Here is a 17574-nt window from a genome sequence, read left to right as displayed (position 1 = left end):
CGACACCGCGCCTCCCGGCCGTCGTGACGACGGACGAGAGGCGCGGTGCGGTCGGTGTGGGCGGACGGTCAGGCGCGCCCGCGGCGGATGCGGCGTGCCAGTCGGGAGAGACCGAGCAGCAGGAACCCGAGGACCACCAGGCCGCCGGCGGCACCCGCGAGCTGGGCGACGTCCGCGCCGGTGAAGGCGAGGTCGCGACCGGAACCGTTGCCGGATCCGGATCCCGTGCCGGTGCCGGTGCCGGTGCCGGTGCCGGTGCCGGTGCCGTTGCCGTTGCCGTTGCCGGATCCGTTGCCGAGGGAACCGTTGCCGGCAGCGAGACCCGATCCGTTGCCGGTACCGATCACTCCGGTACCGGTGCCGGCTCCGTTCCCGGAGCCACCCGGCAGGCCCGGCTGGCCCGGCTGGCCCGGCTCACCGGGCTGACCAGGCTGACCCGGCTCTCCAGGCTCCCCGGGCTGACCAGGCTGACCAGGCTCCCCGGGCTCACCGGGCTCCCCGGGCTCCCCGGGCTGACCAGGCTGACCAGGCTCACCAGGCTCACCGGGCTCACCAGGCTCACCAGGCTGACCAGGCTCTCCAGGCTCTCCAGGCTCTCCAGGCTCTCCAGGCTCTCCAGGCTCTCCAGGCTCCCCAGGCTCCCCAGGCTCCCCAGGCTCCCCAGGCTCTCCAGGCTCTCCAGGCTCTCCAGGCTCCCCAGGTTCACCGGGCTGCCCAGGCTCACCCGGCTCACCGGGCTGCCCAGGCTCACCCGGCTCACCGGGCTGACCCGGCTCCCCAGGCTCTCCAGGCTGACCCGGCTCTCCAGGCTGCCCAGGCTCACCCGGCTCACCCGGCTCACCCGGCTGACCCGGCTCCCCAGGCTCTCCAGGCTGACCCGGCTCTCCAGGCTGCCCAGGCTCACCCGGCTGGGCGGCGACCACCACCACCGGCACCGTCTGGGCGGCGGACGTGGCACCCTCGACGGTCTGGGTCACCGTGAAGGTGTGCGCACCGACCCCGAGCTCCACGGACACCGACCAGGAGCCGTCGGCAGCCGCGGTCGTCACGACGGGGTCTCCCGCGTCGCTGCGGACCGTGACGGTCGCACCCGGGTCCGCCGTCCCGGTGACCTGCCAGGTGGCGGTGCCGTCGGCACCGGCCGTCTGCCGGGCCCCGGGCAGGGGCGAGGTGACCGTCAGGGGGTCGGCGACCCGGACGACGATCGGCACGACCTGCGAGTCGGCGGTGTCCCCGTCCACGGTCTGCGTCGCCTGCAGCGTCCAGTCACCGGCCGGGACCTCCTCGAAGGTGACGCTCCAGCGACCGTCGCCGCCGGCCGTCGTCGTCCGGACCTGCCCGGTCGAGAGCCGGACCTCGACCGCGGCGTCGGCTGCGGCCGTCCCGGAGACGGGCACGGTGGTCGTGCTGTCGAGCCCGGGGGCCTCGAAGAGGCGACCCGGGGTCGGGTCCGTGATGACGACGTCGTCCTCCTGCGCGGCGACCACGCTGATGCCGCTGGTCACCGGGGCCGAGGCGGCCCCGCCGACCGTCTGCGTCGCCGACACGGTGTGGTCGCCGACCGGGACGTCCGGCACGGTCACCGTCCAGGAGCCGTCCGCACCGGCCGTCGTCGACACCGTGGTGCCGTCGATGTCGACCGTCACGGTGGCGCCCGGCTCGGCGGTCCCGCTGACCGGCACGGAGACCGTGTCCTGGTCCGTCGGGAACACCTGGCCGTCCGCGGGGGCGGTCACCTGCAGCGGGGCCACGGCGGCGACGGTGAAGGCGACGTCGGGTGCTGCGGTGGTCCGACCGTCCACGGTCTGCGTGGCGGAGGCGGTGTGGCCGCCGAGCGCGACGTCCGGCACGGTGACCGTCCAGTCGCCCTCGTCGTCGGCCGTGGTCGCGACGGCGGTGCCGTCGTCGATCGTGACCGACACCGTTGCGCCGGGCGCTGCCGTGCCCACGACCCGGACCGGCGTGGTGTCACCGACGATCCGGACCGTGCTGCCGGCCGCCGGCGTCGTGATGACGACGGCGTCCTCGTCGGCGACGTCCACGGTCACGTCCACCACGACGGGGTCGGAGGTGGTGCCACCGACCTCCTGGCCGACGGTGACCGTGTGGTCGCCGGGACCGACGCCCGGTACGACCGTGTCCCAGGTGCCGTCGTCACGGACAGACACCTCGATCGGGTCGCCGTCGTCGACCACCACGGTGACCGTGCCACCGGGCTCGCCGGTGCCCGCCACGGGCAGGTCGACCGTCGGGTCGGACGCCGGCACCGTGACGACCTGGTCGTCGGTCGGCGTGCTGACCGTCAGGGGCGCACCGGCCTCGACCGTGAACGTGTTCACGACCGGACCCGAGGTGGATCCGTCGACCGTCTGCGTCGCCCGGACGGTGTGCTCGCCCGTCGCGACGCCGTCGAACCGGACGCTCCAGGTGCCGGCGTCGGTCGCCGTCACGGTCTGCGCGACGCCGTCGTCCAGGGTCACGCGGACCTCGGCACCGGGCTCGGCCGCCCCGTTCGCGACGATCGTCGCGAGGGAGTCGTCCTGTGCGACCGTGACGGTGGACCCGTCGGCCGGGGTGGCGATCGTCAGCGGTGCCGCGACCACGACCTCGACGGCGACCGTGACCGGCTGCGACGTGGTGCCGCCGACCTGCTGGGTGACGCTGACGGTCGTGGTGCCCGCGGGGACCCCGGGGACGTCGACCGCCCAGTCGCCGTCCTCGTCGGCCTCGGTCGTGGCATCACGCCCGCCGCCGAGGTCGACCACCACGGTGGCGCCGGGCTCCGCGGTGCCGCGCACCGTGACCGTCGTCGTGGCGTCCTCGTCGGCGACCCGCACCTCGTCCCCGTCCGCGGGGGCGGTGATGACGACCGGCGCTGCCGCGACGACCTCGAAGGGACGCTCGACCGGCGTGGTCGAGGTCGAGCCGGCGACGGTCTGCGTCGCCGACACGACGTGCTCACCGACCGCGACGTCGTCGACGTCGACGCTCCACGTGCCGTCGTCGCCCACCGTCACGTCGACCGGGTCTCGGTCGTCGACGGTCACCGTCACGGTGGCGCCGGGCTCGGCGTCACCGGCGACCGTGACGGTCGTCGTGGCGGCGTCGTCCGCGACGGTGACGGTGCCCTCCGGCTGCCGGACGACGAGCTCCGCCGCGGCGACGACCGAGACCGGTCGCGTGACGGGGGCGCTCGTGGTGTCGTTCACCGACTGCGTGACCGACGCCGTCCAGGACCCCACCGGGACGTCCTCGACGGTGGTCGCCCAGGTGCCGTGGTCGCCGACGACCGTCTCGGCGGTGCCGCCGTCACCGAGGTCGACGGTGACCGTCGCCCCCGGCGCGCCGGTGCCGGCGAAGTCCACGTCGGTGGTGGCGTCGTCGTCCGCGACCGTGACGGCCGTGGCTCCGGCCGGCGTGGTGACGGTCAGCGGCGCCCCGGCCCGCACCGACACTCCAGCGCTGACGGGCGCCGAGGTGAACCCGCCGACGACCTGCGTCGCCCGGACTGTGTGGTCACCTGTCGGCACGTCGGTGAACGTGTGGGTCCACCGTCCGTCGTCGTCCGCCTCGACGATCGCCTGTTCCCCGGTGGAGAGCGTGACGGTCACCGGAGCGCCCGGCTCGGCCGTGCCGGCCGCCACGACGTCGGCCGTACCGGTCGGGTCGGCGACCGTGATGACGTCACCGTCGTCGGGGCTGGTGAGCGCGAGCGGTCGGCCTGCGCGCACCGTGAGCGTCTGCTCCGCACTGGAGGCGGTGGTGCCGCCGACCGTCTGCGTCGCCGTGACCGTCTGCTCGCCCACGCCGACGCCGCCGACGGTGACCGTCCAGTCGCCGTCGTCGTCCGCGGTCGTGGAGGCCTCGGCGTCGCCGACACGGACCGCCACCGGTGCGTTCGGCTCTGCCGTGCCGGACACCGTCACGTCACGTGTGGTGTCATCGTCCGGGACGAGCAGGACCGCGCCGTCCTCGGGCGACGTGATGAGCACGTCGTCCGCGGCGACGAGCGTGACGTCGCGGGTCACGGGGTCGGACGTCGCCGGGCTGGAGACCCCGCCGGGCAGCGTCTGCGTGACCGACACCGGGTGCGTCCCGACGCCGACGTCCTCGAAGGTGACGGACCAGCTCCCGTCGGCGGCGACCGTGGTCGTCGCTCCGGGCTCCTCGTCGTCGATCGTCGCGACGATCGCCGCGCCGGGCTGCCCGGTGCCGGTGACCGTCACGTCACGGGTCACGTCGTCGCCGGCGACCGTGATCGCCGCCGTGCCGGGAGCCGTGACGGCGAGGGGTGCCGCAGCGTCGACCAGGAAGCCCACGGGCAGGGCGTCCGTGCTCGCGCCGTTCAGCGACTGTGCCGCGTCGATCGTGTAGTCACCGGGGGCGAGCCCCGCTGCGTCGACCGACCAGGTCCCGTCGCCGTCGGCTGCGGTGGTCGAGAGCTCGAGGTCACCGACCGTCACCGTCACGGCTGCGCCGGGTTCGGCGACACCGCTGATCGTCACCGTGGCGGTGGCGTCCCCGTCGACCACGACGAAGCGCGAGCCGGCGGCCGGGCTGTCGATGGTGATGGCGGTGCCCGGGACGACGGTGAAGTCCCGCGTCTCGGTGGGACCGGTCGTGCCGTTCACGGTCTGCACGGCCTCGACGGTGTGCTGGCCGGTCCCGAGCTGCACCGGGTCGAGGACCCAGTTGCCAGCGGGGCCGGTCACGACGTCGACGGGTGCTGCCCCGTCGATGCTGACGGAGACCGTCGCACCCGGTTCCGCGGTCCCGCGGACCACGACCGACGCATCGCCGGTGCTCGTGGCGGGGATCTCCTGCCCCTCGGTGGGAGCGGTGATCTCGAGGTCGTCACCGACCTCGATCGAGATGTCCCGCTCGATCGCCGGCGAGGTCTGTCCGCCGACCGTCTGGGTGACCGTCACGGTGTGACCGCCGGTCCCGACGTCCGGCAGGGTCACCGACCAGGTGCCGTCGTCGTCCACCGTCGTCGTGACGGGCGCTCCCTCGTCGAGCACGACGTCGACCTCCGCACCGGGCTGCGCCGTCCCGGTCACGTCGACGTCGACCGTGTCGTCGTCGTTCGCGACCACGGTCGTCGCGCCCTGCACCGGTGCGGTCACCTGCAGCGCTGCCGCGGGGACGACCGAGACGATCCGCTGCTGGGCCGGCGACGTCGTGCCGTTCACGGTCTGCGTCGCGGTCAGGGTGTACCGACCGACGGGCACGTCCTCGACCGTCGTCCTCCAGTCACCGTCTCCGTCGGCCGTCGTCGTGGCCGTGAGGCCGCCGCCGAGCGACACCGACACCCGGGCCCGGGGCTCGGCGGTCCCGGTGACGTCGAGGTCGGCGGTCGAGTCGGCGTCGAGGACGGGCACGGTGGCGCCGTCCGCAGGGGTCGCGATCGTCAGCGGGGCACCGACGGCGATCTCGAAGGCCGAGGTGACGGGCGCCGAGGTGGTGCCGGCGACCGTCTGCGTCGCGGTGATCGTGCGCTCACCGACCGGGACCCCCGGGAAGGTGGCGGTCCAGTCGCCGTCGTCGTCCGCCTCGGTGATCGCCGTGAAGGAGCCGCCGAGGTCGACCGCGACGGACGCGTTCGGCGCAGCGGTGCCGGTCACCGTGACCGGGGTGGTCGACGTGGCGTCGGCGACCGTCAGGACGGCTCCGTCGGTCGGCTCCTCGATGGTGATGCCGGGAACGGCGGTGACCGAGAAGTCACGGGTCACCGGAGCGCTCGTCGTGCCGTCGACGGTCTGGGTCGCCGTGGCCGTGTAGTCGCCCGCGGGGACGTCCTCGACCGTGGCGGTCCAGGTGCCGTTCGTGTTCGCCGTGGTGGTGGCGGTCAGACCGTCGACGAGCGTCACGTCGACGCGGGCACCGCCCTCGGCAGCACCGGTGAGCACGACGGCGCGGGTGTCCCCGACGAGCGGCAGGACCGCATCGGGGGCCGGAGTGTCGATGGTCAGCGTCCGAGCGGCGACGACCTCGAAGTCCCGCGTCACCGCGGCCGAGGTGGTGTCGCCGACGGTCTGCGTCACGCTGGCCGTCTGCAGCCCGACCGGGACCGCGTCGACGGGGACGCTCCAGACGCCGTTGCCGTCCGCCGTGCCGCTCGCCGTGACGTCGTCGCCGATCGTCACGTCGATCCGCGCGTTCGCGGTGGACGTGCCGGTGAGGGTCACCGGGGTCGTGGTCCCGGTCGTGGTGAACTGCTGCCCGGCAGTGGGCGTGTCGATGACCAGCGGACGCTGCGCGACGACCGAGAAGGCCTGCGTCGCGGTGCCCGCGGCGGCGCCGCCGACCGTCTGCGTCGCGGTGACGGTCCGGTCCCCGACCGGGACGTCCGCGAGTGTGGCGGTCCAGGTGCCGTCGGGGGCGACCGTCGCGGGGGCGGTCAGGCCACCGCCCGCGGCGAGCGCGATGCCGGCACCGGGTTCACCGGTCCCGCGCACCGTCACCGAGCGGGTGGAGGTGTCGGTCGGGACGCTGAACTGCTGCCCTGCCGTGGGTGCGGTGATCGTCGGGGCCAGGAACGCCGTGGCGCGCACCGTGGAGGTGGCGAGGTCGACCGTCGCGGCGTTCAGTCCCGGCAGCACCGTGAGGCGCAGGGCGGTCACGCTCTGCGCCCCTGGGTCGTACCCGCGAGGGTCGCGGAAGCGGGGGTCGTCCTGCGCGTTCACCGTCAGGTCGACCACCTGACGGAGCAGGAGCACGACGGGCGAGAGCGCCGTCGCGACCGCGGTCGTGGTGGTGGTGAGCGTGGTGCTGAGCTGGGTGAGGGCGGCGGAGTTCGCCAGCGGCCGCACCGCGGTCTGGAGGGCCGGGACGACGGTGCCGCTGACGAGCGTCCCGAGCACGGGGGCGACGTTGATCCCGAGGATCGTTCCCGTCGACACGGAGACCTGCGGCGTGGCCGCGCCCGACACGGCGAGCGCACCGATGGTCGAGTCGACGGTCACGTTGATCGGCAGGTTGACCGCCCCGGCCGCGCTGAGCGTGGCACTGACCTGGACGCGCACCCGTGCGGCGTCGACCGCGTTCGTGACGGCGGTGCTCAGGGTGGCAGGGAGCTGTGTCCCGAGGATGTTCGTGATGCTGCTGTTGATCGCGGCGACCGCAGCATCGGTGAGCACGGGGGTGTTCGCCGGCTGGTCGTTGAGCCGCGTCAACGTGTCGAGGTCGACGGTGATCGAACCGGTCGACGGGGTGATGGTCACCGCACCGTCCGTGATCGGCTGCGCGAGGACCCCGTCGATGGTCGGCCCGAGATCGAGGTTCGCGGTCGTCTGGACGCTCGTGTTCCGAACGGACACCAGCGGCGAGAGCAGCGATCCCAACGCCCCCGTGACCGCGTCGGTCGTCACCGCTCCGCTCAGCGCGGTGTTCACCGAGGCGGACAGCGGCGCGACGTTCGCCCGCAGGGTCGTCGCGAGTCGGGACACCGCGGGGCTGGTGAGCTGCAGGTTCGCGCCGGCGATGCGGTAGTCGCTCGCGGTGCTCACCGTCGCACCACGTGTGGCGCTGATCGTCGAGGCGAGCGCGCCCACCTGCAGCTGCGCGTTCGACAGCACGGTCGAGTCCGCGCGGACCCGGGTCAGCAGCGGGTTCAGGTTCAGCGTCGACGCACCGGCCCCGGTGCCGCTCCCGACGCCGATCGCCCCGTCGTTGCCGACGAGGCCGGAGGAACCGCGGGCGCCCGTCTGCGAGGTCGTCGCGAACTGCCCGTCGACACCGAGCGTCAGGATGCCGTTCGCGCCGAGCAGGTCGACGTTGTTCGACAGTCGGACGCCCAAGCTGTTCAGCGCGGTGAGGTCGAGCGGCTGGTTCGTCGTCCCGCCGACCGTGCTCGCGCTGCTCGCGGAGTAGGCACCGCGGAGCTGGGCGAGCGCGTCGACGTCGACGATGCCGGAACCGCTGAGCAGGAAGCCCTCGGCCTCGGCGACGTCCGTCTGCGCCGCTGCAGCCGGTTGGATCGCCACGGTGGCGGCGAGCAATGCCGTCACCGTGGCGACGACACCGCCGCGCAGGAGGAGGCTCCGGTCACCGGGAGCTCGTCGTCGAGCCCGGTTCCCGTCGCCGGTGATCCATCGTGTCCAGTTGACCGCTCCTGCGGGCACAGGGGTACCCCGGAGCGACACGTGCCTGCGCATGCGTGTCCCGTTTCCTGGCAGGCTCGCCTGCCACCTGATCCTCGGACTCCCCCGCTGGTGAGACGGGAGAGGGTCGGAACCCTGGTTGGGGGTTCCTGAGGGTGATCTTTACACATGAACAGGAACCGCGCACGAGGTTGCACGAGATTTCGTCGGCGAGTCCGCTCGGCGTACCGGAACCATCGCGGATCTGCCGGAGAACGGCGAAGACTTCCCATGCACAGGACGACACAGCCCCGGAACGAAGAAGACTCCGCACGCACAGGACGACACAGCCCCGGTCGCTCCGGCTGCATCCTCGCCCCGGAACGAAGAAGACTCCTCACGCACAGGACGACACAGCCCCGGTCGCTCCGGCTGCGTCCTCGCCCCGGAACGAAGAAGACTCCTCACGCACCCGCCAGAGCCCGGTTACCCTTGCTGCGTTTCCGCCCTGGGGGAGTTGGCCTGGATGGCGTCACGTGAGGAGCCTCCGGAAGTCTACCGGATGCTCCGGGCAGTATCGGACGCATGAAGATCGCCATCGCCGGAGGACACGGCCAGATCGCACTGCTCCTCGCCCGCCTGATCACCGACGCGGGCCACGACGCCGTCGCGATCATCCGCAACCCTGCCCACGTGACCGACGTCGAGCAGCAGGGCGCGACGGCCCTGGTCGTCGACCTGGAGCAGGTGGACGACGACGAGCTGGCGCTGCGCCTCCGTGGCGTCGACGCCGTGGTCTTCGCCGCGGGTGCCGGGCCGAACAGCGGCGCCGACCGCAAGGAATCCGTCGACCGCGACGCGGCGATCACCCTGGCGAACGCGGCGGAGCGGATCGGGATCCAGCGGTACGTGATGGTGTCGGCGATGGGTGCCGACGCCTACGACCGCGAGCGTGCCGTGGTCCCTGCCCGGACGGAGGCGGACGTCTTCCAGGTGTACCTCCGCGCGAAGTCGGAGGCCGATGCGAACATCCGGATGCGGAACCTGGCCTGGACGATCATCCGCCCGGGAGCACTGCTCGACACCCCGCCGCAGGGCACGGTGCACGTCGGCCGGACGGTCCCCCGCGGGTCGATCCCCCGCGCGGACGTCGCCGCCCTCGTCCTGCACGCACTGCTCGACGACACCGCCGTCGGGGTGCAGTTCGAGGTGACGAGCGGCAACACCCCGATCCCGGCCGCCCTCCACGCCCTGAGCTGACGCGGGCGGGACGCTGGCGTCAGCGCGAGACGCCGGCGTCAGCGCGAGACGCCGTCCACAACGCGAGACGCCGTCGGAAGTGGCGGCGTCTCGACGAGATGGCGGCGTCTCGAGTGGCTGGCGGCGCCTCGGCGACGGCGCAGCACCAGGCGCAGGCCCAGGCACCGCGGCACGCCGCACCAGCCGCCACGCCGTGCCACCAGCCCGACGGCCCTACAGCCCGACGGCCCTACAGCGCGACCGCCGCCGACTGCCGGGCGATCTCGAGCTCCTCGTTCGTCGGCACGACGAGCACCGCGACCCGCGACGCGTCGGTCGAGATCAGCCGGGCCTCCTTCGAGTGCAGCTCGTTCCGGTCGGCGTCGACCTCGATGCCCAGGTGCTCGAGCCCGGCGAGCACGCGCCGCCGCAGCAGCGCGTTGTTCTCCCCCACCCCGGCGGTGAACACGACGGCGTCCAGCCCGCCGAGCTGCGCCGTGTAGGCCCCGACGTAGCGGCGGATCCGGTGCCGGTACACGGCGAGCGCCGCCTCGGCCTCGTCGTCGCCGCCGAGCGCCGCGTCCTGCACGTCGCGCATGTCGCCGTTGCCCGTGAGGCCGAGCAGACCGGACTGCTTGTTGAGCATCGTGTCGAGGTCGTCGAAGGACATGCCGGCCTCGCGGTGCAGGTGGATGAGCACCGCCGGGTCGAGGTCGCCGGAGCGCGTGCCCATCACGAGGCCCTCGAGCGGCGTGAGCCCCATCGACGTCTCGATCGACCGCCCGCCGTCGATCGCCGCGACCGACGCCCCGTTGCCGAGGTGCAGCACGATCGTCTTCAGCTCGGCCAGCGGGCGGCCGAGGAACTCCGCGGTCTGCTCGGACACGTACTTGTGGCTCGTCCCGTGCATGCCGTACCGGCGGATCCGGTACCGCTCGGCGAGGTCGGCCGGGATCGCGTACGTGTAGGCGTGCGGCGGCATGGTCTGGTGGAACGCGGTGTCGAAGACGGCGACGTGCGGCACGTCCGAGAACACCTGCTTCGCCGCGCGGATGCCCTCGAGGTTCGCGGGGTTGTGCAGCGGCGCGAGGCTGTTCAGGTCCTCGATCTGCTGCTCGACCTCGTCGGTGACGACGGTGGCCGCGTCGAAGGTGGTCCCCCCGTGCACGACGCGGTGTCCGACGACCGCCGGCGGGTGCTCGTCGAACGACGGCCCGACCTTGGCGAAGGCGTCGATCATCGCCTGGAAGCCGGCCGCGTGGTCGGGCACGGACGCCGCGTCGTTCGACGACGACTCCCCCGTCAGCGCGTTGGTGTGCTTCCACGCCCCCGACGACTCCCCGATGCGCTCGACGAGCCCGGAGGCGAGCGTGCGCTCGCCCTCGAGTTCGATGAGCTGGTACTTGAACGAACTCGATCCGGAGTTGACGACGAGGGCTGCGATCACGGTGGGGTGCCTTTCTCGGGACGGTCTGGAGGCGCGGTGCGGGCGGGTGGGCTGGTCGCGGTCGGCGATGGTCGGTCAGGCCGCGTCGGTCGCGGTGCCGGCCTGGATGGCCGTGATGGCGACCGTGTTCACGATGTCGCTGACGAGCGCACCGCGGGACAGGTCGTTGATCGGCTTGCGCAGGCCCTGGAGGACGGGTCCGATCGCGACCGCACCAGCCGAGCGCTGCACGGCCTTGTACGTGTTGTTGCCGGTGTTGAGGTCGGGGAAGATGAACACCGTCGCCCGGCCCGCCACGGGCGAGTCCGGCATCTTCGTGCGGGCGACCGTCGGATCGGCGGCGGCGTCGTACTGGATGGGTCCCTCGACGAGCAGGTCCGGGCGGCGCTCCCGGACGAAGGCCGTCCCGGCACGCACCTTGTCGACGTCCGCACCGGTGCCGCTGTCGCCGGTCGAGTAGCTCAGCATCGCGACGCGCGGGTCGATGCCGAACTGCGTGGCCGTCTCCGCCGACGAGATCGCGATGTCGGCGAGCTGCTCGCTGCTCGGGTCGGGGATGACCGCGCAGTCACCGTAGACGAGCACGCGGTCGGCGAGCGCCATGAGGAACACGCTCGAGACGATCGAGGTGTCCGGCCGGGTCTTGATGATCTCGAAGGACGGTCGGATGGTGTGCGCGGTGGTGTGCTTCGCCCCGGACACCATGCCGTCGGCGAGTCCGAGCTGCACCATGAGCGTGCCGAAGTAGGACACGTCGGTGACGGTGTCCCGCGCGAGCTCCATCGACATGCCCTTGTGTGCTCGGAGCCGCGTGTACTCCTCGGCGAAGCGCTCGCGCAGCTCGGGGTCGAACGGGCTGACGAGCTGCGCACCGTCGAGGTCGAGGCCGAGCTCGGTGGCGCGTGCCCGGATCGACGTCGGCTCGCCGAGGATCGTGAGCTCGCACACCTGTCGCGCGAGCAGCGTCGACGCCGCGTGCAGGATGCGGTCGTCGTCGCCCTCGGGCAGCACGATCCGCTTGCCGTACCCACGCGCGCGGTCGAGCAGCCCGTGCTCGAACATGAGCGGCGTGACGACCCCGGACGGGGTGAGCTGCAGGCGGTCGCGCAGCGCGTCGGCGTCGACGTGCTGCTCGAAGAGCGCCAGTGCCAGGTCGGCCTTGCGGGGTGAGTCCGCGGCGAGGCGCCCCCGGGTGTGGGTGATGCGGAGCGCGGTGTCGTACGTGCCGAGGTCGTTCCGGGCGATCGGCAGCGAGCTCGACAGGCCCTCGAGCAGTCGGGTGATCTGCGGCGAGGTCTCGAACCCGCCGTTGAGGATCACGCCCGCCAGGCTCGGGAAGGTCTCGGACTGGTTCGCGAGCACGGTCGCGAGGAGCACGTCACTGCGGTCCCCCGGCACGACGACGATCCCGCCCTCGATGAGCCGCGGCAGCACGTTCTCCATGCTCATGCCGGCGACCACCGTGCCGAGGGCCTCCCGGTCGAGCAGCGCCTCGTCACCGCGGACGAGCGTGGCACCCGTCGCCTCGAGCAGGGCGCGCACCGTCGGCGCCACGAGCACCCGGTCCTCCGGGATGGCCCACACGGGGGTGTCCGGGTGGTCGTCGCGCACGGCGTGCTCCACGCTCTGGACGATCGCGGCCAGGGCGTCCGGGTCCGCACGGTTCACGACGACGCCGAGCAGCTGGGCGTGCGCCGCCCGGAGTTCGCTCGTGGTGACGTCCGCGACCTGCGCCATCGCCTCGGGCGTGCGGACGCCACGCTCCGAGGAGTCCCGACCGCCGAGCACGAGCAGCACGGGCGCGCCGAGGTTCGCCGCGACCTTGGCGTTGAACGATAGCTCGGTCGGGCTGCCGACGTCGGTGTAGTCGGACCCGAGCACCACGACGGCGTCGCACTGCCGCTCGACCTGGGCGAACCGGTTCAGGATCGTGCCGAGGGCGGCATCCGGGTCGGCGTGCACGTCGTCGTAGGTCACGCCGACGGCCTCGTCGTAGGAGAGCCCCACCGCGCTGTGCTGCAGCAGGAGCTCGAGCACGTAGTCCGGCTCGGCCACCGACCGTGCGACCGGTCGGAACACGCCGACGCGTCCGACGGAGCGTGCGAGGGTCTCGAGGACACCGAGCGCGACGGTGCTCTTGCCCGTGTGTCCTTCTGCTGACGTGATGTAGATGCGGGTCGACACCCCTCCAGGCTAGTCGCGGGCACACCGTGCGCTCTGGGAGTCGACGGGGCCGTGGACGGACGTGGTCGTGACCACCCCCGCGAACCTGTACCATGGGGTGTCGTCACCGCGAGGTGGCACGAGGAGAATTCGCCTAGTGGCCTATGGCGCACGCTTGGAAAGCGTGTTGGGTGCAAGCCCTCGGGGGTTCGAATCCCCCATTCTCCGCCAGCAGTACCGAAGGGCGCGTCCAGCAGGACGCGCCCTTCGTCGTTCCCGGGTGGCGCACGTCCCCGTCGGCACGGCTCCCGACCGGCACGGCTCCCGACCGGCGCGGCCCCGGCTGCGGCCCGCGGAGTCCCCCACTCGCGGGACACGCTCGCACCCCGCTCGGCCCGTCCTGGCCGGGAAACGCCCAACGGGGGTGGAACGGGCTGTCCTCCGCCCCCGCTTCGCCCTATCCTGTGCAGACGGACGACCCCGGGACGGGTCGGACACGGTGCAGCGGGCGGCAGGGGCGTCGCCCGCGGGGTGGCAGATCGGTCTGCCCGTGCGCCCGAGGGGTGAGGAGACCCAGGTGGGGGAAGCGACGGTGTCAGCTGCCGGGCGTCTGCGGACGCCGGTCCACGACGTGGTCCTCCGCCCGCGGCGCTCCCTCGTCCGGTCGACCGTCCTCAGCGTGGTCTGCTCCGCCGTCCCCCTCGCCGTCGCGCTCGTCTGGGCCTCGCTGCCGGAGCGCTGGTGGGTCCTCGTCGCCGGGCTCGTCGTCTCCGTCGCCGTGCTGGTCGGGGTCCTCTTCGTCCGACTCGGTCAGGCCTTCCTCGGCATCGACGCCGACGTCGTCGCCCTGAACGCGGTCCTCACCCCGAACCGTCGCATCGCCCGCGAGCGGATCGACCGGCTCGTCGTCACCCCGACGTACGGCGCATCGCCCGACCGCACCACGCGTGAGCTCCTCGCGTTCGACGCCGACGGCACGCACCTCTTCCGGCTGCGCGGCGACGTCTGGGGCGACGACGCCCTCGACCGCGTGGTCGAGGTGCTGGGCGTGCCGGTCGAGCACGAGCGCCGACCGGTCCACGTCCGCGAGGCCACCCGTCGCTGGCCCACGAGCCGCACCTGGTACGAGCGCCGCGGGGGTGTGCTCGCGGTGGGCGCGGCGACCGCGTGCATCGTGGCCGGCCTGCTCGCCGTCGAGGCCGTCGGCCTCCTGACCCGCTGAGACCGGCCGAGGCGACGCGCGGCACCGGGCCGGCAGCAGCTCAGCGGCGGCGGCGGAGCGTCGAGAAGATGCCCCGGACGACCTCCTTCGCGATGGTCTGCCCGAGGCCGTTCCCGAGCAGTCCGCCGAGCGGGTCGTCCGCAGTGCGCCCGGCCGAGCGCGACGTCCGTGTCGACGTCGATCGCGACCGGCGACCCGCCGCTGCCCGCTCCGCGCGTTCGAACTCGCGCTGCGTCCGCTCGTACTCCGCCTGTGCGGCCTTCCGCTCGCGCTCGTCCCGCGCAGCCTGCGCGGCCGCCTCCTTCGCCGCCGCCGTGGCGGCGCGCGCAGCCTCCTGCTCGGCATCCGCCTGCGCCTGCGCTGCGGCGGCGTCCGCGGCGGCGGACTCCATGCGGGCGGCCAGGAGCTCACGCGCCGACTCGGGGTCGACGGTGGTGCCGTACCGGGCGAGGAGCGGGGACGAGGCGACCAGCGCCTCCAGGACGTCCGACGGCAGCGCGTCCATCGATCCCTGCGGCGCGCGCAGACGGGTCCACGCCACCGGCGTGGGTGCGCCGTCCTCGTTCATCACCGTCACGACCGCCTCGCCGGTCGCCAGCGAGGTCAGGACCTCCCCCAGGTCGTAGTCACTCGTCGGGTACGTCGACACGGTCGCCCGCAGCGCCTTCGCGTCGTCCGGCGTGTGGGCACGGAGCTGGTGCTGCACCCGCGAGCCGAGCTGTGCGAGCACGTCGTCGGGCAGGTCCTTCGGCGTCTGCGTGACGAACACGATGCCGACACCCTTCGAACGGATGAGCCGCACGGTGCGGACGACCTGCTCGCGGAAGTCCTTCGACGACCCCGAGAAGAGCAGGTGTGCCTCGTCGAAGAAGAACACGAGCGCCGGCCGGTCGGTGTCGCCGACCTCGGGGAGTTCGTTGAACAGGTCGGCGAGCAGCCACATCAGGAACGTCGAGAACACCTCGGGCCGGTCCTGCACGCCCGGCACCTCGAGCAGGCTCACGATCCCGCGGCCGTCCGGGGCGGTGCGCAGGAACGCACGGGTGTCGATCTCGGGTGCCCCGAAGAAGCGGTCCGCACCCTGGTCGGCGAAGGTCACCAGCTCGCGCAGGATCACACCGGCGGTCTGCTTCGACAACCCGCCGAGCTCCGCGAGCTCCGCCTTGCCCTGGTCGCTCACCAGGTAGGTCAGCACGGCGCGCAGGTCCGACAGGTCGACGAGCGGCAGCCCGGCGCGTTCGGCGTGGTGGAACACCAACCCGAGCGAGGACTCCTGCGTCGCGTTGAGGCCGAGCACCTTGGCCAGCAGGAGCGGACCGAACCCGGAGACGGTCGCCCGGATCGGCACACCGGTGCCCTGCCCGCCGAGGGAGTAGAACTCCACCGCACTCGCGACGCCCCGCCAGTCCTGGCCGATCGCCTCGGTGCGAGCGAGGGGCTTCTCGTCCGGCTGCCCGGCCACGGCGAGCCCGGACAGGTCGCCCTTGACGTCGGCCGCGAACACCGGGACGCCGTTCGCGGCGACCTGCTCCGCGAGCAACTGGAGCGTGCGGGTCTTGCCCGTGCCGGTGGCACCGGCCACGAGGCCGTGCCGGTTGAGCATGCCGAGCGGGATCCGGACCTGGACGTCGGGCAGCGGGCGACCGTTGACGAGGGCACCGAGCTCCAGGGCGGTGCCCTCGACGGCGTACCCGGTGCGGATCGCGTCGACGGCCTCCGGCCCGAGAGGGCCGGACTGCGGTGCGCTCGGCGGTGTGGTCGACGCGATCGTCGCCTCCGGCGTGGTGGTCGCGTCGAGCGGCGCGCGGCCCGGAGGCTCGGTGGCCGTCCCCGGCGTCGTCCCGCGTGCGGCCGTGCTCGCGTCGGGCACCCCGGTCGCCTCCGGTACCGCGCTCGCGTCGGCCGCGCGGCTCAGCGCCGCCGCGAGCTCCTCGGCCCGACGAGCCGCCTCGTCCGCCAGCCGCCGTGCCTCCTCGGCCGCCGCCTGCGCCGCTGCTGCCGCTGCCCGTGCCTGCTCCACCGCGTCGGTCATGTCCGCAGCCTACGGACGCGTCGACCCTCCGGTCCGCTCGTCGTGACGACGTCCGGCTGTGCGACGTGTCAGTGCGAGAGCGCCGGCACGGTCCGCGGCCGGACGACCACCCAGAGCACGACGACGGCGACCGCCGCCGTGCAGGCCATCACGCTCGCCATGGGTGTCGCCGCGGTGATGCCGAGCCACCCGACGATCGGCGAGACGAGCCCGGCGACCCCGAAGTTCAGTGCGCCGAGGAGCGACGCGGCGGTGCCGGCCTCCTTCCCGTGCGCGGCGAGACCGATCACCTGGACGAGCGGGAACGTGAACCCGCAGGCCGCGATGAAGAACCACAGCGGCACGAGGACCCCGACCAGACCCGCACCGAGCTGGTCGAGCACGACGATCGCGACGGCGGACACGAACAGCGTCGCCGTCGAGCAGGCGAGGATCCACTGCGGGCCGACCCGCTGCGCCAGGCGCGAGGACACCTGCACGCCGACGACGACGCCGATCGAGTTCACGGCGAAGAGCAGGCCGTACTGCTGCGCGTCGAGGCCGTAGACCGTCTGGAACAGGAACGGCGACGCCGACAGGTACGAGAAGAGCCCGCTGAAGACCATCGCCCCGATGAGCGCGACGCCGACGAAGATCCGGTCGGAGAGCAGGGCCTCGTAGCGCTGCCCGATCGTCGAGTGGCCGGCCTCCTTCCGCCGAGCCGGCGGCAGGGTCTCGACGATGAGCAGGGACGACGCGATGACGACGGCTGCGCCGTAGCACGCGAGGAACACGAAGACGCCGCGCCAGCTGACGAACTGCAGCATCTGCGAGCCGATCAGCGGCGCGAGGATCGGCGCGAGGCCGTTCACCATCGCCAGGCGCGAGAGCATCCGGACGAGGGGCTTGCCGCCGAACAGGTCGCGCACGGTTGCCATCGCGACGACACCGCCGGCCGCGGCCCCCATGCCCTGCAGGACGCGGAAGAGCGCGAGCACCTCGACGTTCGGCGCGAGCGCTGCGCCGACCGACGCCGCGACGTGCACCGAGGTCGCGATGATGAGCGGCAGACGCCGGCCGACCTTGTCGCTCCAGGGCCCGACGAGCAGCTGCCCGACCGCGAACCCGAGCGTGGTCGCGGTGAGCGTGAGCTGCACCGCACCCTCGCTGATGCCGAACTCGCGCTCGAGCGACGGGAACGCCGGCAGGTACAGGTCGATGGTGAACGGCCCGAGCGCGGTGAGCGCGCCGAGCACGAAGACGTAGACGAGGCGCTGCCGCCGGGTGAGCGAGTCACCGGGGTGCAGCACGACGCGGAGCGAGCCGGTGGTTGCGGGCGCGGTCACGAGCGGTCCTTCACAGGGGGTCGGGTGCAGGAGAGACGGGATCGGGGCCGGTCGCCGTCGACGTG

The 17574-nt window shown here is 73.2% G+C and carries 7 protein-coding genes, 1 tRNA gene and 1 other RNA gene; 3 read left to right on the top strand and 6 right to left on the bottom strand.

From position 1 onward, the window contains the following. Positions 1 to 68 precede the first annotated feature (68 nt). Together PIJ49_RS00945 and ffs are read right to left on the bottom strand one after the other, a co-directional pair. Positions 69 to 8000, bottom strand: coding sequence for an Ig-like domain-containing protein (locus PIJ49_RS00945; RefSeq protein WP_271825273.1), 7932 nt, complete (start codon positions 7998 to 8000; stop codon positions 69 to 71). 533 nt (positions 8001 to 8533) lie between these two features. Further along, an RNA gene (ffs, locus tag PIJ49_RS00940) (signal recognition particle sRNA small type) lies at positions 8534 to 8630 on the bottom strand. A gap of 36 nt (positions 8631 to 8666) precedes the next feature. On the opposite strand from ffs, the gene PIJ49_RS00935 reads away from it, so the two are divergent. Beyond that, on the top strand, positions 8667 to 9341 hold the full coding sequence (locus PIJ49_RS00935; protein ID WP_271825272.1) for an SDR family oxidoreductase: 675 nt from the start codon (positions 8667 to 8669) through the stop codon (positions 9339 to 9341). A 229-nt stretch (positions 9342 to 9570) separates the two neighbouring features. On the opposite strand, the gene PIJ49_RS00930 is transcribed toward PIJ49_RS00935, so the two are convergent. Together PIJ49_RS00930 and pta are read right to left on the bottom strand one after the other, a co-directional pair. Further along, positions 9571 to 10767 carry an acetate/propionate family kinase gene (locus PIJ49_RS00930; protein WP_271825271.1) on the bottom strand — a complete coding sequence of 399 codons (1197 nt, stop codon included), beginning with the start codon at positions 10765 to 10767 and terminating at the stop codon, positions 9571 to 9573. Between the two features lie 75 nt (positions 10768 to 10842). Further along, the gene (gene pta / locus PIJ49_RS00925; protein WP_209685079.1) at positions 10843 to 12951 is read right to left on the bottom strand and encodes a phosphate acetyltransferase; all 2109 of its coding nucleotides are present in this window, start codon (positions 12949 to 12951) and stop codon (positions 10843 to 10845) included. A gap of 122 nt (positions 12952 to 13073) precedes the next feature. Here pta and PIJ49_RS00920 point away from each other — a divergent pair. Together PIJ49_RS00920 and PIJ49_RS00915 are read left to right on the top strand one after the other, a co-directional pair. Continuing rightward, positions 13074 to 13161 (top strand) — tRNA-Ser (locus PIJ49_RS00920). A gap of 346 nt (positions 13162 to 13507) precedes the next feature. Beyond that, complete coding sequence (locus tag PIJ49_RS00915; RefSeq protein ID WP_271825270.1) at positions 13508 to 14152, top strand: hypothetical protein; 645 nt, start codon at positions 13508 to 13510, stop codon at positions 14150 to 14152. Between the two features lie 40 nt (positions 14153 to 14192). Here the strand turns inward: PIJ49_RS00915 and PIJ49_RS00910 are convergent, their stop codons facing one another. Beyond that, positions 14193 to 16184 (bottom strand): helicase HerA-like domain-containing protein, encoded by a 1992-nt coding sequence (locus tag PIJ49_RS00910; protein ID WP_271825269.1) that lies wholly within the window; start codon positions 16182 to 16184, stop codon positions 14193 to 14195. 68 nt (positions 16185 to 16252) lie between these two features. Then, positions 16253 to 17509, bottom strand: coding sequence for a multidrug effflux MFS transporter (locus tag PIJ49_RS00905; protein ID WP_271825268.1), 1257 nt, complete (start codon positions 17507 to 17509; stop codon positions 16253 to 16255). Between the last annotated feature and the right edge of the window lie 65 nt (positions 17510 to 17574).

The organism is Curtobacterium uvaldense, assembly GCF_028307415.1.
Classification (GTDB): Bacteria; Actinomycetota; Actinomycetes; order Actinomycetales; family Microbacteriaceae; genus Curtobacterium.
This window is presented reverse-complemented; position numbering and strand designations above follow the sequence as displayed.

What these genes read in the sequence shown, in the direction of transcription:
- PIJ49_RS00935 (WP_271825272.1), top strand. Translation starts at nt 8,667, where the DNA reads ATGAAGATCGCCATCGCCGGAGGACACGGCCAGATCGCACTGCTCCTC.
- PIJ49_RS00910 (WP_271825269.1), bottom strand. Translation starts at nt 16,184, where the DNA reads ATGACCGACGCGGTGGAGCAGGCACGGGCAGCGGCAGCAGCGGCGCAG.